At 29.9% G+C, this 21,974-nt stretch carries 18 protein-coding genes; 16 read left to right on the top strand and 2 right to left on the bottom strand.

Annotated elements, in window-relative coordinates; translation table 11 throughout:
- Positions 1 to 6 precede the first annotated feature (6 nt).
- Both LQK79_RS12775 and LQK79_RS12770 read left to right on the top strand, forming a co-directional pair.
- Positions 7 to 1,227, top strand: a complete 1,221-nt coding sequence (locus LQK79_RS12775) for an LCP family protein (protein WP_231016783.1) — start codon at positions 7 to 9, stop codon at positions 1,225 to 1,227.
- Positions 1,228 to 1,240: 13 nt separating this feature from the next.
- Entirely contained in the window at positions 1,241 to 2,137 is an 897-nt protein-coding gene (locus LQK79_RS12770) for an RluA family pseudouridine synthase (protein WP_231016782.1), read from the top strand.
- A gap of 78 nt (positions 2,138 to 2,215) precedes the next feature.
- Here LQK79_RS12770 and LQK79_RS12765 read toward each other — a convergent pair whose 3' ends face one another.
- Entirely contained in the window at positions 2,216 to 3,475 is a 1,260-nt protein-coding gene (locus LQK79_RS12765; RefSeq protein ID WP_231016781.1) for a D-alanyl-D-alanine carboxypeptidase family protein, read from the bottom strand.
- Between the two features lie 204 nt (positions 3,476 to 3,679).
- On the opposite strand from LQK79_RS12765, the gene LQK79_RS12760 reads away from it, so the two are divergent.
- From LQK79_RS12760 to holA, 4 genes are all read left to right on the top strand, one after another.
- Positions 3,680 to 4,312: a ComEA family DNA-binding protein gene (locus LQK79_RS12760; RefSeq protein WP_198149998.1), complete on the top strand. Its 633-nt coding sequence runs from the start codon at positions 3,680 to 3,682 to the stop codon at positions 4,310 to 4,312.
- Between the two features lie 63 nt (positions 4,313 to 4,375).
- Positions 4,376 to 6,931, top strand: coding sequence for a P-type ATPase (locus tag LQK79_RS12755; protein WP_231016780.1), 2,556 nt, complete (start codon positions 4,376 to 4,378; stop codon positions 6,929 to 6,931).
- 80 nt (positions 6,932 to 7,011) lie between these two features.
- Positions 7,012 to 8,757 (top strand): ComEC/Rec2 family competence protein, encoded by a 1,746-nt coding sequence (locus LQK79_RS12750; RefSeq protein WP_231016779.1) that lies wholly within the window; start codon positions 7,012 to 7,014, stop codon positions 8,755 to 8,757.
- A 2-nt stretch (positions 8,758 to 8,759) separates the two neighbouring features.
- The gene (holA, locus tag LQK79_RS12745; protein ID WP_053241935.1) at positions 8,760 to 9,794 is read left to right on the top strand and encodes a DNA polymerase III subunit delta; all 1,035 of its coding nucleotides are present in this window, start codon (positions 8,760 to 8,762) and stop codon (positions 9,792 to 9,794) included.
- Between the two features lie 55 nt (positions 9,795 to 9,849).
- Here holA and rpsT read toward each other — a convergent pair whose 3' ends face one another.
- Positions 9,850 to 10,116: a 30S ribosomal protein S20 gene (rpsT, locus tag LQK79_RS12740; RefSeq protein ID WP_053241936.1), complete on the bottom strand. Its 267-nt coding sequence runs from the start codon at positions 10,114 to 10,116 to the stop codon at positions 9,850 to 9,852.
- Between the two features lie 591 nt (positions 10,117 to 10,707).
- On the opposite strand from rpsT, the gene gpr reads away from it, so the two are divergent.
- From gpr to LQK79_RS12690, 10 genes are all read left to right on the top strand, one after another.
- Positions 10,708 to 11,694, top strand: coding sequence for a GPR endopeptidase (gene gpr, locus LQK79_RS12735; protein ID WP_053242238.1), 987 nt, complete (start codon positions 10,708 to 10,710; stop codon positions 11,692 to 11,694).
- Positions 11,695 to 11,771: 77 nt separating this feature from the next.
- Positions 11,772 to 12,872 (top strand): stage II sporulation protein P, encoded by a 1,101-nt coding sequence (locus LQK79_RS12730; protein ID WP_053242239.1) that lies wholly within the window; start codon positions 11,772 to 11,774, stop codon positions 12,870 to 12,872.
- Between the two features lie 53 nt (positions 12,873 to 12,925).
- On the top strand, positions 12,926 to 13,450 hold the full coding sequence (locus tag LQK79_RS12725) for a hypothetical protein (protein ID WP_231016778.1): 525 nt from the start codon (positions 12,926 to 12,928) through the stop codon (positions 13,448 to 13,450).
- A gap of 153 nt (positions 13,451 to 13,603) precedes the next feature.
- Positions 13,604 to 15,412 (top strand): translation elongation factor 4, encoded by a 1,809-nt coding sequence (lepA, locus tag LQK79_RS12720; RefSeq protein ID WP_053242241.1) that lies wholly within the window; start codon positions 13,604 to 13,606, stop codon positions 15,410 to 15,412.
- A 2-nt stretch (positions 15,413 to 15,414) separates the two neighbouring features.
- On the top strand, positions 15,415 to 16,542 hold the full coding sequence (gene hemW, locus LQK79_RS12715) for a radical SAM family heme chaperone HemW (protein WP_231016777.1): 1,128 nt from the start codon (positions 15,415 to 15,417) through the stop codon (positions 16,540 to 16,542).
- A gap of 184 nt (positions 16,543 to 16,726) precedes the next feature.
- A complete protein-coding gene (gene hrcA, locus LQK79_RS12710; protein WP_053242242.1) occupies positions 16,727 to 17,764 on the top strand; it encodes a heat-inducible transcriptional repressor HrcA in 1,038 nt (345 codons plus the stop codon).
- Positions 17,765 to 17,781: 17 nt separating this feature from the next.
- Positions 17,782 to 18,405, top strand: coding sequence for a nucleotide exchange factor GrpE (grpE, locus tag LQK79_RS12705; protein ID WP_231016776.1), 624 nt, complete (start codon positions 17,782 to 17,784; stop codon positions 18,403 to 18,405).
- Positions 18,406 to 18,426: 21 nt separating this feature from the next.
- On the top strand, positions 18,427 to 20,298 hold the full coding sequence (dnaK, locus tag LQK79_RS12700) for a molecular chaperone DnaK (protein WP_053242243.1): 1,872 nt from the start codon (positions 18,427 to 18,429) through the stop codon (positions 20,296 to 20,298).
- Positions 20,299 to 20,464: 166 nt separating this feature from the next.
- Entirely contained in the window at positions 20,465 to 21,589 is a 1,125-nt protein-coding gene (gene dnaJ, locus LQK79_RS12695) for a molecular chaperone DnaJ (RefSeq protein WP_053242244.1), read from the top strand.
- 87 nt (positions 21,590 to 21,676) lie between these two features.
- Positions 21,677 to 21,856: a hypothetical protein gene (locus LQK79_RS12690; RefSeq protein WP_053242245.1), complete on the top strand. Its 180-nt coding sequence runs from the start codon at positions 21,677 to 21,679 to the stop codon at positions 21,854 to 21,856.
- Positions 21,857 to 21,974: the final 118 nt, after the last annotated feature.

The following is a 21,974-nucleotide window of genomic DNA, read 5'->3' as shown; positions in this document are numbered from 1 at the left end:
TAGTTAGTGAGAAATTCAAATGCAATAAAAAAAATACTTATTACTATCTCTATTATACTAGTATGTTTGCTTGTAGGTACTATTGGATTTTCATATATATATTTATCGTCTATGAAAACCAATTCTAAGGACATAAATTTAGAAGCTTCACCAGCAAAGGGGAATGAAGTTGTGAATTTTTTAGTTACTGGTGTTGATATAGGAAGTTCTGAAGCTGGAATTGATAATGCAGCACAAAGAACAGATACTATTATGGTGATTAGCTATGACCCAAGTCTAAAGACTATTAAGGTTATTTCTATACCAAGAGATACTAAAATAAAAATCAATGGAAAAAATGCGAAAATTAATTCTTCTGTACCAATAGGTGGAGCTAAATACCTTGCAGATTCCATTGAAAATATGATGGGGATAAATATAAATTATTATATGCAAGTTGATTATACTGCATTTAGAAATATAATAGATGCTATTGGGGGTATAGATGTAAATATTGAAAATGAAATGAATTATGATGACCCAGCTCAAAATCTTCATATTCATTTTACGAAAGGAAGTCAGCATTTAGATGGACAAAAGGCTGAAGAGTTTTTTAGATGGAGAAAAAATAATGATGGAACAGGATTTGCTGAAGGTGATATTGGAAGAATAAAATCACAACATAACTTTATTGAGGCAGTGGTTCAAAAATTAAAGACTAAAAGAGCAATATTTAAATTACCAGCAATACTTAAGGCAATTGCTAAAAATACAAAGACTAATATGTCGGCTTCAGAAATAGTAAAGTATGGATCAGCAGCATTAAAAGTAAATAAAAACAATATTACTATGAGCACAATAAAAGGAACATCTATGTATATAAATGGAGTTTCTTACTTTGTATATAATTCTAAAAGTAATAATCAAACAGTTGATGATAAAAGATCACCTGAAACTAGTAATGCAGATATTAAAAATTTGAAGGTGGAAATCTTAAATGGTACAGAAATAAATGGACTTGCAAAAAAGTATAGGGATAAGCTTATAAAAAAAGGATTTTCTGATATTACTACAGGAAATGCATCTAAAAAGCCAGTAAAGGAAACTAGAGCCACATTATATGGTATTGATGAAGGAAGCGCTTCGGAAGTTAAAAGTAAGCTTGGAATTGAAAATGCAGAACTCGTTAATAATAAGGCTCAGAAGTATGATATTATTATAATTATTGGTGAAGACTTTAAAGAATAGGAAGGCTTTTTAAATGGATAGTAAACTTAGTTTTTTTATAGAGAAGCAATATGAAGGTCGTAAAATAAAGGACTATTTAAAAGGAGTTCAAGGATTTTCAACTAGATTTGTAAGAGGTGCAGCATTTGACAATAGACTTTTTGTAAATGGAAAAACTGCAAGGCTTTCATATAAATTGAAATATGAAGATAAGATTGAAATAGAAGTTACAAAAAGCGAAAGCCAAAATGTAGAACCAGAAAAGATGGATATAGATGTAGCTTATGAAGATATGGACGTTATTGTTGTGAATAAATTACCAGGAATGGTAGTGCATCCTACAAAAAGCTATCAAAGTGGAACTTTATCAAACGGGCTTATATATTACTTTAGAGAAAAGGGAGAAAATTGCATAGTAAGGCTTGTAAATAGGCTGGATATGGATACTTCAGGGCTTGTTTTAATAGCTAAAAATCAATTTTCTCATATGGCGCTTGCTAGGGATATGAATAAGGAAAGTTTTAAAAAAGAGTATATAGCTGTAATTCATGGACACCTAAAACTTGAAAGTGGAACTATAGATAAGCCTATTTATAGAGACGAAGGAGGCTCCCTAAAGAGAATTATAGATGATAGAGGACAAAAGAGCATAACTCATTATGAAGTTATTGAAAAATATGAAGATAGCGAAATGGTAAGGTTAGTTCTTGAAACTGGCAGAACGCATCAAATACGGGTGCATTTAAGCAGTATGGGCAATCCTATATTTGGTGATTCTCTGTATGGTGTTGAAGAAAAGGAATATATAAATAGACAGGCGCTTCATGCGTATAAGCTTCAGTTTCCTCATCCAAGAAGTGGGAAGGTAGTAAGTATTGAAACTGAATTGCCTGATGACATGAAGGAACTTGTAAGCAAACTAAAAAAATAGTATTAAGGAGGAAGAGATGTATTCTTTTTTCTCCTTAATACTATTTTTTTAATAATGGCCTTGTTTTAAAATGTAACCTTAATAATATATATTTTTATTAGATTTTTTCGATTTAGCTTTGAAAAATATAAATAAACATCCAAGCAGTAATATAAAACAGAAAATTACTAATATAATGTATTGAGAGGTATTTGATATTTTATATGTTCCAATAGTTCTTAGTTTATAATTCGTACCACTTATGAGCTTTAAGTCAGATAAATCTTTATTATCAAGCTTAAGTTTCAAGGTTAACAACATATCTCCCTTATTGAAACTTGTTTTTTTAATTGATCCTTTTTTAATAGAATATTCAGGTTTAGATTTAGAGCCTTTTTGAGCCACATAATAGTAATCACTACTTGCAATAAGAGGGATTTTTGTTCCATTTAGATTATAATAGGTAACGATATCTCCTTTTGAAAACAACTTTTTCTCTTCAAAATTATTAAACGCATAATCCAGCAAAATTTTAGTATCTTCATAAAAAGTTTTTGTTTTACCATGAAAGGCAACTATAAAAGTTGAATTATTTCTAGTTGCTGCTGCTGAAAAAGAATGAAAAGATTGAATGGTATATCCAGATTTAGATCCTAAGATACCCTCATAATAGCAACTTGATTGCTTATATAATAGTTTATCCTCATTCCAAAATCTTCTCGTTTTTTTTGTATTATCAGCGTTAAATTTATTTGTAGGTGACATTTCATATACTAAAGTAGTAGATACTTTTGTAAATTCAGGATGCTTGAGTAATTCTTGCATTATTAAAGCAAGATCTTTGACTGAAGATTTATGCTTATCATCATATAAACCATTTGGATTTTCAAAATTTGTGCTAGTGCATCCTAATTCTTTAGCTTTTTTATTCATAAGTTTAGTAAACTCTGGTACAGAACCGCTTATATGATCTGCAAGAGCGACAGCAGAATCATTTGCAGACATTAATAATAGTGAATATAACAAGTCTTTAATTTTAAGTTGTTCACCATTTTCTATGTATATTCTATTTCCATCTATATATTTTGAATTTTTAGTGAGGAAATCATTGCTTACAGTGATTGTGTCTTCAAGATTACAATTTTCAATTGTTAAAAGGGCTGTCATAAGCTTTGTTGTGGAAGCCGGTGGAAAAATCGCATTCATATTCTTATAATATAAAACTTCACCTGTTTTTGCATCTATTAAAACTGCATTATCAGAGCTGATTGCTGGTGCTGATGGTGCAGCATAAGTTTCAAAACCTAAGTTGAAAATAAGTGTTGCTAAAACTAATATAGCGCATGCTATTTTTTTCATAATAACCTCCTTAAAATAATCATGCTAATAGTATATCAAAAAAATGTGATTATAGCAAAAAAAGTGCTTAAATTTCGCTGCATTTGGCGATAATTATAATGAAATTTAATATTTATAGGGTTCTTCTAATCACAAGCTACATAAATATTATAAAAAATAGCATTATGGTTAATATTATTAAAATTTATAGGGATGATAGTCATTATGATAAAAAATAGAAAGAAACTGATAGGCTCTATTATAATTTTGATTATTTTTGTAGGTTTATTATTAATAGGATACATATCTTATAAAAATAGAACTGCAAATGACTTTAAAATTGAGGATTCTTTTGTTAAAAAAGATAGTAAACAAGAATCTTCTAAGCAGGAAGCTTCCAAGAAAGAAATTAAGGCTCAAATTTATGGTGAAGTAAATAAACCAGGAGTGTATTCTCTTGATTCTGATGATAGGATTGAAGAACTTGTGAAGTTCGCTGGTGGATTTACTGATAAGGCCGATAAGTACAGTGTAAATGGAGCAGCAAAAGTAAGTGATGGTGCTAATATATATGTGAAGGCTAAGGGTGAAAGCATCAACACAAGTATAACAAATAGCAGCGAGGGAAATAGTAAAGCAGCGATGAATCAAGAAGAAGGAGAGAAACTTGATATTAACTCTGCAACGGAGGAGGATATTGTAAATAAAAAGATAAAGGGGATAGGAGATGGACTGGCTAAAAAAATAATTGAGTATAGAGAAAAAAATGGTGGTAGAATAAATTCTGTTGAGGATCTAAAGAAAGCCATAGGACCTAAAAGAGGTGAAAACCTAAGCCAATATGTTGAAATAAATTAAAAAATAAAGATATTGCCAATAAATACGATATTATTTATGTATATTTTACTGGGGGTTGATTGAATGATTGCTGATTGGTATGGTTTAGCTGCAGTTGATGTGGTCAAGCTATTCAGAAGTAACAGCATAAGAGGGCTTAACTCTGATGAAGTTGCTTTTAATAGAGAAAGATACGGAAGTAATGGATTAATTGAAATAAGTAAGAAAAAATTTATTTTTAGCGCACTTAGGGAAATGATTAAACCGTGGATTATGCTGCTTATCATAGCTTCCGCAATGTTTGCTTATTTAAGGAAATATGATATTTTTTTGCTTACAATTGTTTTTATGTTTTTAGATTTGGCTATTGTGATAAATACTTATTACAAAAAATACAGAGAAATCAAAAATATTGAAAGACTTAATTATAATTTTTGTAGTGTGCTAAGAGGTGGAAAGCTCATAAAAATTCCTGCTATGGAACTTGTAGTTGGTGATATTATTATTTTTTCTAAGGGAGATATAATTCCAGGAGAAGTCAGAATAATTGATTGTGATAAACTTAAAATCAATGAAGTCAACATAACTGGTGACGAAAGTATTGTGGAGAAATTTTCAGCCAAAATAGGAGGAGATGATATACCTATATCTGAAATGAAAAATATGCTTTTTAAATCTTCAGTAGTTGTTTCAGGAGAAGGGGAAGGCATAGTTGTTTCAGTAGGTATGAATACTGAATTTGGAAGAATAATGGATTCATTTTTCAATGGAAATAATAACAGAAATTTTATAACGGATAGAGTTAAAGAAACTGTTAATGCTTTTACTGTAATTGCTTTTTTTATAGCTATATTTGTTATTATATACAAGAAGGCCTCCTATGAAGGTATGTATGAGAGTGCACTCATATGTATATCTGGAATGCCAATGGAAATTACCTTCATCTTATTTGAAATATTTCATATATCTAAACAATACTTAAAGCAAGATAAAATTGTTTTAAAAAACTTGTCGATAATAGAAGAATTGTCACAAATAAATGCAATATGCATAGAAAAAGAGGATGCACTTACTAAGAATCAAATGTTTATTAAAAGCATATATGATAATACAGATTTAAAAACGGCAGATAAAGATTTAATATGGACAGATAACATAGAAAGAATAATGAACATAGGTATTTTATGTAACGATTATAATCAAAATGATTATTCTCATACTACATTAAATATTGTGGAAAGATCAATTATAGATTATGTAGAAAGAAAAGGAATTGATATTTTTGAAGTTAAAGGAATTAAGAGAATTTTTGAAATACCATATGATGCTGAAAAACGAATAAAAACTACAGTTAATAAAATAGATAGAAAATATAGAGCAAATGTAAAAGGTGCTTTAGATGTTATTTTGGAAAAGTGTACTCATGTTATGATTAATGGTACGGAGAGAGAAATTACAGATGATATTATAAACAAGATAAAATTAGCAGATATACAAATGAGTAGTGATTCACTGCATGTGGTGGCTTTTGCATATAGGAATTTTAACTATAGACCTAGTGAGGATGAAAATATAGAGAGTAATCTCGTTTTTGCAGGTTTGGTAGGGTTTGAGAACCCAATAAAAGATGATTTTAAATATACCCTTGAAAGATGTAGAAATGATGGAATTAAACCTATTATATTTACTGAAGATAGTAAACTTACAGCATTGTCTATAGGAAATAAAACACGTATTTTAAGTGAGGGAAATTCTGTAATATCTGGAATTGAACTTGAAAATATACTAAATGATGAATTTGAAAGACATGTAGAAAAAATAGGGATGTATTCTAGAGTTTCAAATAAAAATAAAGAAAACATTGTAAAAACACTGAAGAAATTTGGATATAATATTATCATAAGCGGATCTAAGCTTACAGAACTTCCAACATTAAAAGAGGCAAATTTATTTATATCTTCAGGAAGGACATGTAATAAAATAGTAAAAAAACTCAGTGATATATTTTTTGAAGAAAATGATTTTGGAAAGATATTGAAGATAATAGAAAATAGCAAACGATTAATAATATCAATAAGGGATATGATTAAAAATATAATATTGGGTGATATTTGTATTACGCTTATGCTGCTGATATTTTCTATGCAGAACAAAAACATGCCTTTTGATATATATGCAATTATATGGATGATATTTATTTGTTTTAATTTAAACGGAATAGCTATATTAACAAATTATACTAATGTTTCTGTTGAATATGATTATGAAGTTGAAAAAGAAAGATTATGGAATATAAATATATTCTCAGTTTTATTAAGCAGCATCTTTATATTAATGATTAGTTTTTCGGGGTATTATTTTCTTTCAGATTATAAGCATATAACAAATGCAGATAATTTTATTTTATATAGTATTATTTATGCAAGTATCATATATGTTCTTATAAATAACTTCAAAAATAATCTGCATTTTTATATTGTTATAATTGCCAATATTGCTATTCAAAGCTTAATCTTATTTACTGGTGCAGGTAAAGCTATTTTCAGCATTGATATTCTTAGTTTATATGAACTAGAAGTGCTTGGGGTAGTTCTTTTAGCTGAAGCAATTTTGCTAGGAATTAAAAGAACATTTTCATAGATGTTAGGCTTGTTTCAAATAAGTGTTGATTAAACTTTATAGTGATGGTTACAATTTAAAAAGTGGAGGTGTATTTTTGTATGAGTAATCCACTGGTATTTTATTGTATCAGCACTATAATAGGAATCTTATCATATATTATTTTAAATTATAGTATTGTTTTAGGTGCAGTAATAGCTGCATCTTTTTTTGGAATATTGTATTTTAATATAGACAAAAAATTTTGTGCACTGTGTATTTTATTTGTATGTCTTGGTTTTGTAAGTTCAAATTTATATTTTAATGTTAAAATTCCCAAACAGGCTGCTTTAGAAATTAGAATAAACAGCAAAAATAATTATTATGCTGAAGGAAGTTGCTTAGGAAGAAATTTTAATTTGAAGGGGAACTTAAACAAAGTAAGTGTTGGAGATTTGGTAAAAATATACGGTGAGTTTAGCAAAGATATAGATTATGATAATGGAATAATAGGTGATTTAAATGTCAAGGAAGTTAAATATGTAAAGAAAGATTTTATTTCTCAAATATATGATTTTAGAAGAAAGATATTTGAAAAGTATAAAGGAGAAATGGGAAAAGATGATGCAGGAATTGTAATGTCTCTTTGCTTTGGAGATACTTCAAATTTAAGCAGTGAATATAAAAACAATTTAAAGACACTTGGTATAATACATGCCATAAGTGTATCTGGAATGCACATAGGAGTTATATATATTGTCATGGAGAAATTGCTAGGCACATTTGGTGCACTTATAGTTTCTCTAATATATGTTATATTTACGGGTAATCTGCCTGCTACTGTTAGATCATTTATAATGATAGCTATTTTAAAATTATCTTATAGAATACATAAAAACTATAATGCTCTGGTTTCTTTAGCATTTTCGGCCCTTGTTATGCTTGTATTAAAACCATATTACTTATTAAATATAGGTTTTGATCTTTCTTATCTTGCTACTTTAGGTATAATAATTTTTTATAAAAAAATAAGAAGAATGATGTATAAGCTTCCACAAAAATTAAATGATGCTTTAAGCGTTACACTAAGTGCACAAATTTTTTCTGTTCCATATTGCCTTTTAGTGTTAAACAGCTTTAGTGGAGGATTTATACTTGGAAATCTTATAGTTGTACCAGTATACTCTTTAATAGTGCTGCTTGGGAATGCAGGAATATTTTTATTCCAATTTGACTATCTATTTTCGTTATTATGCAAGGGTATTGATATTATTTTAAAATCTTTAGATGGAGTTATAGATGATTTACTATTTATTACTCCACATATAACCTATGCAACAAGTTTTATAGGGGTTGCACTTATTTTTATACTTGTAAGTTTTGCTATGTATTTAAAGGGAAATAAAAAGCTTAAGTACTTTCCTGTAATTATATTCATAGCTGTTACTTTTCAAAGCTATTGCGTTTTCCCTAAAATAAGCTATGTTACGCTTAAAAATAGCAGTGCTTTAATAGTAAATTATAAAAATAGATCTGTTGCAGTTATGAATGGTTATACTAAAAACGAAAAGGATAAAAAGGAAATTGCTAATAGATTTAGCGTAAATGGCTTCGTATATAACTATAAAACATTTATTATAAATAAGGTTTATAGAATATCTGTGGATAGTTTAAAAAATAACGTTGAAATTTATTGCAATGGTAAAAAAATGCTTCAAAGTGATAGTAATAATATAGTTTATAAAAGAAGTTATTTAAATGGATATGATATAATTAAAATGGATAAAACCCAAAAATACGATTCGTATAAGATAAAAGCTTCTGCTTTAATTATTTTTGGCAAGATATTAGTTTTAAGGGGTGAATAAGGTTGATAAATTACCTGGAGCTTGATGATGATATAAAAAAGGGAAATTTAAAAAATTCATATATAATATTTGGATTTAATGAACAGCTTATTAAAGATTATATTAAAAAGATTATAGGCAAGCTTGTAAATAAAGATTTTATAAGCTTAAATTATGATGTTTTTGACGGCAGCACTGTAGATTTTAATTCAATATATAATGCTTTAGAAACAGTTCCTTTTATGAGCGAAAAAAGGGTTGTTGTTGTTTATAGAGCAAATTTTTTAGGCGATAATTCTAAAAACTTCAATAAAAATGGTGATGATATAGTTAAAAGCCTTGAAAATTATATAACTAAAATTCCAAAGCAAAGTGTTTTTATAATGTATTATGTATTTGACAATCCTAGGGAAAGAATTTCAAAAAAAATAAGGAGCTTTGAAAAAAAGACTTGTGTAGTTGAATTTTCAAAGCTTAAAGGATTGGGACTTCAAAAAAAGGTAAAAGAGATTTTTGAAAGCAAAGGTAAAAATATTGGCAAGGCTGAATTAAGCTTTTTTTGCAGTAAGGTAGACGATAATGTTGATGTTATAATCAATGAAGCCGAAAAACTGTGCTGTTATGCTATAGATAGGGATATAACTCATGATGATATAGAATTAATATGCCATCCTAAGGAAAGCAACGATATATTTAATTTGGTAGATTTTATATCTCAATCAAAGCCGGAAAAGGCAATTGAGATATTAAATGAAATTATGTTTAAAGGTGAAAAAGCCAGCGTTATATTGTACATGATAGAAAGACAATTTAGGATAATGCTTAATTTAAGAATAGGTATGGAAAGCGGAAAAAGTAAAGAAACTCTCTCTAAGGAATTGAGGTTAAACATATATATATGCGATAAAATGATGCATCAATGTAAGAGCTTTAGTGTAAACAAGATTGTAGGGGCAATTGATTTGTGTTTAAGTACAGAGAAGGAGCTTAAAAGCTTATCTGGAGAAGCAAAGTTTAAAATGGAGTTATTGATAATTAATATAGCAATTCTAAGATAAAACTTTGTTTTAAATACGTATAAAAAATAAAAAACCGGATAAACCGGTTTTTTTTCTATGCGTTTAATGCATTTAATTTAAAAGCTAATCTTGATTTTTTTCTTGCAGCTTTATTTTTATGGATTATACCTTTAGAAGCAGCCATATCTAAAGATACAGAAACTGTTTTATATGCTTTTCTTGCTTCTTCAACATTTTTAGCATCAACAGCACTTTCGAATTTTTTTATGTAAGTCTTTAAAGCTGACTTAACCATTTTATTTCTAAGAGTTTTTGTTTCTATTACTTTTATTCTTTTTTTTGCTGATTTTATGTTTGCCATTTTTTCACCACCTCAAATTTTATATAACCACACAGCTTTGGGGAAATCTGCGTATAAGTAACATTCACATTCAACATTTAACAAATGCCATTATAACATTAATCAAGATATTTATCAAGTGAAACTTATACAATTTAAGAATAGTATGTGTAAAATAAGAGAAAATAAAGATAAATTAACTCAATTTAAGTTATCTCAATATAAAAATATTGTGAACTAATTCGAGTTAAGGGTTTTAACTTGCCTTGCTCGTTAAAAGACTAACTTTTTCACTTATGTGAAAAGTGAAGGGTTTGACGATGCTTTGCACGTCAAAGGTGAACTTTTCGTCTAAAGCCAAAAGTTAAGGTGATTTTTCCTTCTCTTCGCTACGGAAAAATAAATAAATTAAAGATTTTCTGTAGTAAAACGGAAGAAAATCATCATTAACTTTTTACTGAAGGTAAAAAAGTTCACCTTTTAGCGAGCAGAGCAAGTTAAAACCCTTCACCCTTAGCTTTTTCGCCTTCTTTTTGGGCGAAAAAAATTAGTTATTACTTCGCAATATTTATAAATTGTGAAAGTTAATCAAATTAAGGAGGATTTAATTAAATGTTTAATATTAGAACCGATCTTGCTATTGAAGCTACAGAAATATATTCTAAAGAAGCCAAAAAAAATGCTATAGATGGAGTTATAGTGCAAAATAGTACAGAAGATGATGTGAAGGTTACAAGGGTTGAAATAAAAAATGATGAAGGTGAGAGAACTTTAAATAAACCTAAAGGTACATATATTACCTTGGATATACCTAAGCTCTCAAATTATGAACAGGAAGATATCGATAGGGTTGGAAAGATATTAGGAAAAGAAATATTAGAAATAATAAAAGATACAAATTTTCGTGATGATATGACAGCTTTAGTTGTAGGACTTGGAAATTGGAATATTACGCCTGATGCGCTTGGACCTAAGGTTATTTCTAAAATTATGATTACAAGACACCTAAAGGAGTATATACCTGACAGCATAGATGAAGGTATAAGACCAGTGTGTGGTATTGCACCAGGAGTTTTAGGTATAACTGGTATGGAAACGGGTGAGATAATAAGAGGTATAGTTGATAGGATAAAACCAAACCTCGTAATATGCATAGATTCTTTAGCATCAAGAAAGATGGAAAGAGTAAATTCAACAATTCAAATAGGAAATACTGGAATTTCACCTGGCTCTGGGATAGGAAACAAAAGAATGGAAATAAGTAAAAAAACTCTAGGAATACCAGTTTTGGCTATAGGAGTTCCTACGGTGGTAGATGCTGCTACTATGGCTAATGATACCATAGATCTTGTTATAGAAGAAATGACGGGTGCTGCTACAAAAGGCAGTGGATTTTATAATATGCTAAAGGAAATTGACAAGGCAGAAAAAGAAAAGATGATACATGAAATACTTGATCCATATATAGGTAATTTAATGGTTACTCCCAAAGAAGTGGATATGGTAGTGGATGTTTTGTCTAAAGTAATATCTACAGGAATAAATATTGCACTTCAGCCAGCACTAGAGCTTAAGGAGATAAATAGGTACATAAGCTGAAGATTTATATACAGTGAAATTTTTATTGTAATAAAATCACATTTCGAAAGTATATTTTATATAGGAGGGATGTGATCATGTATTATAATAAATTGATTAACGAAGATAAAGATAAGCTTATAATAAAAATAAGTATATTTACGCTGCTGATAAATTTGCTGATTTTTATGTGTATTTTCAACAAAGTTAAGGCGGGCTCCGATAAAAAATATTCTAGAAATAATTTGTCCTATGTTCAAATAATTAATTATACACTTCCATCGGTTAAGGTTTTAAATTTTGATGAAGAGGATATGGTTGAAAACAGTTATTCTATAAAAAATTTGGCACTATCAGTTATTGGAATAGATATATACAATCCAGAAAAAATATTAAGTAAGGAAATATCTTGTTTTGATAGTGACGATATGTCCGATAGTAAAATGGCATTTAACAATAATCAAAATAGTAGCAATGTGGGTGATTTTAATTTAAACAGCAGTGATATATCTAAAGTATCATCTGAAAATAACAACTCAAGTAACTCAAAAAATACAGTTTCTCCAGTGTATGATCCTAAATTAAAGAAACCATTAGATGAATCTAAGCCAGAGGTTTTAATATATCACAGTCACACTACAGAAAGCTATAAGCCATACAATCAAGATGATTTTGATGATGATCACAATGTATGTGCTGTTGGAGATGAACTTGTAAAGGAGCTTGAGCAAAATTATGGCATATCTGCAATAAATGATAAAACACTTCATAATGCAGTATATACTAAAAGCTATACTCGTTCAGGAGAAACTGTAGATAAGTATATGAAAAAATATGGTGATTTTAAGATGATAATTGATATGCATAGGGACTCAAGCCCAGATAAAACCTCTGTAACTACCAAAATAAATGGAGAAAATGTTGCAAAATTTATGTTTGTAATGGCTAGAAAAAATCCTCATTATGCTAAAAATATAGCTATGGTAAATAGTTTAGTTTCACTTACAAATAAATATTTTCCTCAGATGTTTAATGGAATTTATTATTATGATTACGGTACAAATTACTTTAATCAAGCAAAAAGCAATAATGCATTTTTAATAGAAATAGGTTCTCAGGTAAATACCTTGGATGAAGCAAAGGCTACACAAAAATATATTGCTAGAGTTATTGCAGAGTATTTAAATGGTAAAAAATGAATAATAAATTAAAAAAAGTGCATCCTTATAATTAGGAGGTGCTTTTTTTATTTATGGCAAAAAAGTTAAAAATAATTTTTATAAGTTTAATATTAATGATAACATTAATTTCTATTTGCATTAACAATATACAGCTAAACAGAAATATATATTGCAATGATTTACATATAAAAAAAAGTAAGCAGGATATGATAAATAAAATTAATGACTACAATTTAGATGATATGGAAAAACATCTTGATAATTTGGAAAGTAAGGACCAAAATAGTAAAGAAAAAAACAGCATTTCTGATGTGATTGAAAAAGTATATGTTCCTAAATTCAGAATACTTTTTAGGACTAATCCTTTAGATATAAGATTAGAAACTGAAAATTATAAATTTTATATTAACAATGAAATTGTAGTTGCCTTTGGAAATAGGTTTGCAAATATAAACAATACATGCTCAAGATATATAGATGGTATTAACTCGAGATTTAATGAAATTGAAAAGGAAGTATATGCATTTGGAATAAATTTTAATGAAAATGTACAAAATGGCTTGGAAAATTTAAAAAGTGAGATGAACAAACTGTAAAAATTTCTTTGGTTGACAAAAAACCTTCTATGTATGCTATAATTTATTTTGATTTGTACACGATTAAAAATGATATTTATTAGATTACTTGAAATCTTTTTTAAGCTTTGTAGTAATTTCAATAATACATAATATTAAAGGGGGATTTGCAGCATGCCTAGTAATAGACAAAAACACATAAGGAATTTTTGTATAGTTGCACATATAGATCATGGGAAATCAACACTTGCAGACAGGCTTTTAGAGATAACAGGAACTCTTACTGAGAGAGAAATGGAACAGCAGGTTCTTGATAATATGGATATAGAAAGAGAAAGAGGTATTACTATAAAGTCACAGGCTGCAAGACTTATATATAAAAGACCTTCTGATGGTGAAGAATATGCTCTTAATTTAATAGATACTCCAGGTCATGTAGATTTTAACTATGAAGTATCTAGAAGTTTAGCTGCATGTGAAGGAGCAGTACTTGTTGTGGATGCTACTCAAGGAATACAAGCTCAAACTTTAGCAAACTGCTATATGGCTATAGATCATAATTTAGAGGTCGTGCCTGTTATAAATAAAATAGATCTACCAAGTGCAAGACCAGATGAAGTAAAAAATGAAATTGAAGATGTTATAGGAATAGAGGCTCAAGATGCCCCACTTATTTCAGCAAAAACAGGACTTAATATTGAAGATGTGCTTGAGGCTGTGGTAGAAAAAATACCTTGTCCTAGTGGTGACGAAAATAAACCTTTAAAAGCACTTATATTTGATTCGTATTATGACAGTTATAGGGGCGTAGTATGCCATATTAGAGTAATTGATGGTGCCATAAAAGCTGGAACTAGGGCTAAACTTATGGCAGCCAACAAGGAATATGAAATTACAGAAGTTGGTGTGTTTATTCCAGATTATCTTAAGGTTGATGAATTAAAAGCTGGAGATGTTGGATATGTTACAGCATCTATAAAGAATGTAAGAGACGCGAGAGTTGGAGATACAATGACAGATGCAGATAATCCAGCAAGCGAAAGGCTTGAGGGTTATAGACCAGCTATACCTATGGTGTACAGTGGAATATACCCTGTAGATGGCGCTAAGTATCCTGAATTGAAGGATGCACTTGAAAAGCTTCAGGTAAATGATGCAGCCTTAAATTTTGAACCTGAAACTTCTGTAGCACTTGGATTTGGATTTAGATGCGGTTTTCTTGGACTTTTGCATATGGAAATAATACAGGAGAGAATAGAAAGAGAATTTAATCTTGATATTATAATTACAGCACCATCAGTTGTTTATAAGATAAAGAAGACCGATGGAGAGGCTATAGATATTACTAACCCAGCTAATCTTCCAGAAACTACAGAAATAGATTACATGGAGGAACCAATTGTGAAGGCTCAAATAATTACTCCTGCGGACTATGTTGGAGCGGTTATGGAGCTTTGCCAAAACAAAAGAGGTATTTTCATTGATATGCAGTATATAGAAACTACAAGAGTTATGTTAAATTATGTAATTCCTCTAAATGAAATAATATATGATTTCTTTGATGCATTAAAGTCAAGAACAAAAGGATATGCTTCTTTTGATTATGAGCTTAATGGATATGAAAAAACAGAACTAGTTAAATTGGATATACTGCTTAACGGAGAAGTAGTAGATGCGCTTTCAATGATTGTTCCTAAAGAAAGAGCTTACGGAAAAGGAAGAGCTATAGCTGAGAAATTAAAAGAAATTATACCAAGACAGTTATTTGAAATACCTATTCAAGCAGCAGTTGGAGGAAAAATTATAGCAAGAGAAACTGTAAAGGCTATGAGAAAAGATGTTCTTGCAAAGTGCTATGGTGGAGATATTTCAAGAAAGAGAAAACTTCTTGAAAAACAAAAAGAAGGAAAAAAGAGAATGAGACAGGTTGGAAGTGTTCAAATTCCACAGGAAGCATTCATGTCTATATTGAAGGTGGATTGATTATGGGAAAATTGGGTTTGTATATACACATTCCTTTTTGTAAAAAGAAATGTCTGTATTGTGATTTCCCATCCTATAGCTGCATGGAAAAATATATGCTTGACTATGTAAAGGCATTGTGCCTTGAAATAGAAAATAAGTGTAAGGGTAAAAGATTTAATACTATATTTATTGGAGGAGGAACTCCAAGTTATTTATCTATGGAAGCATGGGAGATTTTAAAAGAAACTTTGCATAAAGTTAATAAACATGAAGATTGTGAATTTACGGTTGAGTGCAACCCAGGTTCTTTTGATAAGGATAAGCTTGAAGTTATAAAGACAGCTGGTGCAAATAGGATAAGTATAGGACTTCAAGCATGTCAAAATGAACTTTTAGCGAGCCTTGGAAGAATTCACAATTTTAGCGAATTTTTAAAAGGCTTTGAAATGGCAAGAAATATCGGATTTAAAAATATAAATGTAGATTTGATGTTTGCCATTCCAGGACAAAGTTTTGAGCAGTGGAAAGAAACTTTAGAAAAGGTAAGTAACTTGAATCCAGAGCATATCTCATGCTACAGCCTTATTGTTGAAGAAGGAACACCATTTTATAAAATGAAAGAAGAAGGAAAGTTAGCACTTCCAGAAGAAGATGTTGAAGTTAAAATGTACAACTTTACTGTAGAGTTTTTAAGAGACAATGGATACAAGCAGTATGAAATATCAAATTTCTCTAAGGAACATAAAGAGTGCAAGCATAATTTAATATATTGGAGTATGGATGAGTATATAGGCTGTGGTGCCTCTGCTCATTCTTATTTTAATAATATAAGGAATAAAAATGAGAGCAATGTAAAAAGATATATTGAGAAAATTTTAAGTTATGAGGATACATCAGTTGAAAAACATGAAAATTCTACGAAAGATAATATGGAAGAATTTATGTTTTTAGGACTTAGAAAGACCAATGGAATAAGAATCAGTGATTTTAAAAGTAAATTTAATGTTAATATTTATGACATATATGGGGCCGTAGTTAATAAATATGAAAAGCTAGGACTTATTAAGATTGAGAGTGATAAAGTTTTTTTGACAGAAAAGGCAGTTCATATTTCTAATACTATAATGTCTGATTTTATATTGGAGTGATATTTTAAGCAAAGTAGAGAAAATTAGGCAAATAATAAAAATAATTTTATTATTTAACTTATAAGCTTAAAAATGAGATTTTTCCATAAAGTAAAACATATTGACAAATACAAAACAAGGTGTTATTTTATAAACATAGTCATTAGCACTCAAACAAGGTGAGTGCTAATAAAGAGGTGAGAATATGGATATGGAGGAAAGAAAACTTAAAATCCTTCAAGCAATAATAAATGACTATATAAGCACTGGTGAGCCTGTAGGGTCAAGAACTATAGCCAAAAAATATGATTTAGGTATAAGTTCGGCCACTATAAGAAATGAAATGGCTGATCTTGAGGAAATGGGATATATAGAACAACTTCACACTTCTTCAGGAAGAAAACCTTCTGATAAGGGATATAGACTTTATGTAGATAAGCTTATGAAAGTGCCTAGAATATCACCTGAAGAAGAGATGATAATAAAAGCTAAGATAATTGATGAAGCTCTTTTTGAAGTCGATAAAATTATTAAGCAGGCTATGTCATTAATTTCTGATATGACTAAGCTTACATGTATAGTTAAAGCTTCATCAGCTGATAAAAGTTATATAAAATCCATACAGCTTATTAATGTTTCTTCAAGTAGTATACTTTGTGTAATAATAACTGATAATGGATTTATTAAAGATAGCATTATAAGAGTATCAAAAAGTGTTATTGATGAAAACTTAATGAAAATGACTGCTTTAATCAATGAAAGAATAAAAGGTCTTACTATAGAGCAGATAAACCTAGAAGTAATAAATAACCTTAAAAATGATTTGAGAGGATATGAAGATATATTCTCATCCATTATTACTAATATATACACTATATTAAAGCAGTCGGATTCATCTAAGGTTTATATGGAAGGAACAACAAACATATTTAATTATCCAGAGTTTAGAGATATTGAAAAGGTTAGGGATTTCCTTTCACTTGTAGGTAATAATGAAATTATGAAAAGTCTTATTAATGTTTCAGATGGATTTACTATAAGTATAGGAAATGAAAATAATATTTCTGAAGCTAAAGAATGTAGCATAATTTCATCAGTGTATGGCGTAAATGGGAGACCGTTTGGTACAATTGGAGTTATAGGGCCTACAAGAATACCTTATTCTAATGTTATAAGGGTCATAAAGGAAGTTGTTGATCAAATTAATGATAATCTAAAAAGGTTGTATGACAATGATGAATAAAGTAAGAGGTGAAGTTGATGAAAAAAAATAAAAAAGATGCTGAAAAAGCTATTGAAAATGAAAATAAAGATGAAGCAGTAGTAGAAGATAAAGTTCAAAATGAAGAAGAAGTTGAAGTTCAAGATAAAAAAATAGAAGGAGAAAAAGAAGAATCTCCAGAAAAGAAAGAGTTAGAAGATATGAAATTATTCAATTCCAAGTTGAAAGATGACAATGAAAAATTATCAAATGAACTTGAAACTATGAAGGATAGAATTTTAAGACTAACTGCAGAATATGACAACTATAGAAAGAGAACTGCTAAGGAAAAAGAGGGCATATACACTGATGCATGCAGTGATGTTATAAATGAAATGCTTCCATCTTTAGACAACTTAGAAAGAGCAGCTACATCAAGTGGAAGTGCTGAAGATATAAAAAAGGGCATTGATATGACTATAAGACAATTTAAAGAGGCTCTTACAAAACTCGGTGTTGAGGAAATACCAGGTGAAGGTGCATTTGATCCTAATTTCCACAATGCTGTTATGCATATTGAAGATGAAAACTATGGAGAAAGCGAAATAGTTGAAGTTCTTCAAAAGGGATATAAAAGAGGAGATAAGGTATTAAGACATAGTATGGTAAAAGTAGCAAACTAAAATATATAGGAGGTTTTTATTATGTCAAAAGTTATAGGTATTGATTTAGGAACAACAAATTCATGTGTGGCTGTTATGGAAGGTGGAGAACCTGTTGTTATAGCTAATGCTGAGGGTGCAAGAACTACTCCTTCAGTAGTATCATTTCAGAAAAATGGAGAAAGACTTGTAGGTCAGGTTGCAAAAAGACAGGCAATAACAAACCCTGATAAGACAATTATATCTATAAAGAGAGAAATGGGAACATCACATAAAGTATCAATAGATGGTAAAGATTATACACCACAAGAAATTTCAGCAATGATACTTCAAAAATTAAAAGCTGATGCAGAAGCTTATTTAGGAGAAACAGTTACTCAAGCAGTTATAACTGTTCCAGCATATTTTAATGACAGCCAAAGACAAGCAACAAAGGATGCAGGAAAAATAGCTGGTCTTGAAGTTTTAAGAATAATAAATGAACCAACAGCAGCATCACTTGCATATGGTCTTGACAAAATGGATACAAATCAAAAGATATTTGTTTATGACCTTGGTGGTGGTACATTTGATGTATCCATACTTGAACTTGGAGATGGAGTATTTGAAGTTAAATCAACAAATGGTAACACTCGTTTAGGTGGAGATGACTTTGACAATAAAATAATGGATTACATTGCAGAAGAATTTAAGAAAGACAATGGAATAGATTTAAGAAATGATAAAATGGCACTTCAAAGATTAAAAGAAGCTGCTGAAAAAGCAAAAATAGAATTATCATCTTCAATGCAGACTAACATAAATCTTCCATTTATAACTGCAGATGCAACAGGTCCAAAGCATATAGATATGAATTTAACTAGAGCTAAATTTAATGAATTAACTCATGATTTAGTTCAAGCAACAATAGAGCCAATGAAGAAAGCACTTAATGATGCAGGACTTTCAATAAATGAAGTAGACAAAGTAGTACTTGTCGGTGGTTCAACAAGAATTCCAGCTGTTCAAGAGGCAGTTAAACAGTTTACAGGAAAAGAACCTTCAAAGGGAGTTAATCCTGATGAATGTGTTGCAGTTGGAGCTTCAATACAGGCAGGAGTTTTAACAGGGGATGTTAAAGATGTACTTCTTCTTGATGTTACACCTCTTACTCTTGGAATAGAAACTTTAGGAGGAGTTGCAACTCCATTAATAACAAGAAATACTACAATACCTACAAGAAAGAGCCAGGTATTCTCAACAGCAGCAGACAATCAGCCATCAGTTGAAATCAATATAGTACAGGGTGAAAGAAAAATGGCTGCTGACAATAAGAGCCTTGGAAGATTTACTCTTGATGGAATAGCACCAGCTCCAAGAGGAATACCTCAAATAGAAGTAACATTTGATATAGATGCAAATGGTATAGTAAATGTTTCTGCTAAAGATAAGGGAACAGGAAAAGAATCTCATATAACAATTACAGCTTCAACAAACTTAACAGATGAAGAAATAGATAAAGCTGTAAAGGATGCAGAAAAATTTGCAGAAGAAGATAAGAAAAAACAAGAAAAAATAGAAGTTAAAAATAATGCAGATCAAATGATCTTCCAGACTGAAAAGACATTAAAAGATCTTGGAGATAAAGTACCTGCTGAAGATAAAACTAACATTGATGCAAAATTAGAAGATCTTAAGAAAATTAAAGATAGCGATGATACAGAAGCTATAAAGAAAGCATCAGAAGATTTAACTCAAGCTTTATATGCAGTAACAACTAAAATCTATCAGCAAAACCCAGGAGCAGCACAGGGAGACCCTAATGCAGCAGGTGCTGGAAGCCAAGGCGCAAATTCTGGCAATGCTGGAGATGGAAAAGGCAATGGCGACGATAATGTAGTTGATGCAGATTTTAAAGTTGATAATGACAAATAAAAAATGTTTGAAAAAAATTAATTTATAAGTATAATAAAAGGGAAACTGATATTAAAAATAATAGAAGTTGTTTCCTGAATATAAGGGAATGGGTTTTTACCCTTCCCTTAATTTTAAGTTAGTAGAAATTCAGCAATATAATTGTAGATTTTGGGTGGTGAAAGGGATGGCAAAAAAAGACTACTATGAGGTACTTGGACTTCAAAAAGAAGCCTCAGAAGATGAAATAAAAAAAGCATTTAGAAAACTTGCAATAAAGTATCATCCTGATAAAAATAGAGGTAATAAAGAGGCTGAGGAAAAATTCAAAGAGATAAATGAAGCCTATCAGGTTTTATCAGATCCTGAGAAGAAAGCTAATTATGATAGATTTGGAACAGCTGATTTTAATGGCGCAGGCGGAGGCTTTGGTGACTTTTCAGGCGGTGGTTTTGGCGATTTTTCAGACTTAGGAGATATATTTAGTTCATTCTTCGGTGGTGGTTTTGGAGGCGGAGGATCTAGAAGAAATCCAAATGCTCCAGAAAGAGGAAATGACCTTGAATATACCGTGACTTTAACTTTTGAAGAAGCAGTTTTTGGAGTTAAAAAAGAAATTAATTTAACTAGAAGTGAATCTTGTGAAACATGTCATGGAACAGGAGCAAAGCCTGGAACATCGGCTAAAAAATGTGATAAGTGCGGAGGTTCGGGTAGAATAAGAGTTCAGAGAAACACTGCACTTGGAAGTTTTGTAACTGAAACCTCCTGTGATAAATGTGGTGGTAAAGGAACAATAATTACTGAACCATGTCCGGATTGTCATGGCTCAGGTAATGTAAGAAAGAGAAGAAAAATATCTGTAAATATACCAGCTGGTGTTGATACTGGCAATGTAATACCTCTTAGAGGGCAAGGAGAGCATGGCAAAAATGGAGGACCAGCAGGAGATTTATATATAAATATAAAAGTTATTCCTAGTAAACAGTTTAAGAGACAAGGTTTTGATGTGTATATGGATACTCATATAAGTTTCCCTAAAGCATCATTAGGAACAGAAATAACAGTTCCTACTATTGATGGTGATGTGAAATATACAATTCCAGCAGGAACTCAATCAGCAACTGTATTTAGATTAAAGGGAAAAGGAATTTCTAGAGTCAATAGTTCAGGTAGAGGAGATCAGTACGTAAAAGTTATAGTTGATGTTCCTAAGACTTTAAATGAAAAACAAAAGGAAGCTTTAAAATTATTTATGGAAGCTAGCGGAGAGTCTTCTAATGAGAAAAAGGGGAAATTTAAGTTTTTCTAAACTGTTTTAAAGAAGGATTTTAGAGCATAATATAGAATAGTTAAGTATGATAGTAATCTGACTATAACTTGGAAGGAATGATGCTCTATGATGCTTGATCTTGATGCAAGTGAGGTAAAGAAAATAAAAAATTTAATAAACACTAGAATTCAAGAATTGCGTTACGATATGGATGAAGAATATGAAGATAGTGAAGAAGAACTTAGAAATGTCATAAGAGGTTATAAAAAACTCCTTGGTAAAATAGAAAGCCAAGTAAAAGAGTGATATAATGTTAAATACAAGTAAGAATTAAGACTTCTTACTTGTATTTTTAAGGTGATTTTGATAGAAATGCATCCAAGTTTAGGAGGGCTCTATGCCCTCCTAAATCCTATCATAAATA

Origin of the sequence: Clostridium guangxiense, assembly GCF_021043395.1 — a bacterium.
GTDB classification, from domain to species: Bacteria; Bacillota; Clostridia; order Clostridiales; family Clostridiaceae; genus Clostridium_S; species Clostridium_S guangxiense.
This window is presented reverse-complemented; position numbering and strand designations above follow the sequence as displayed.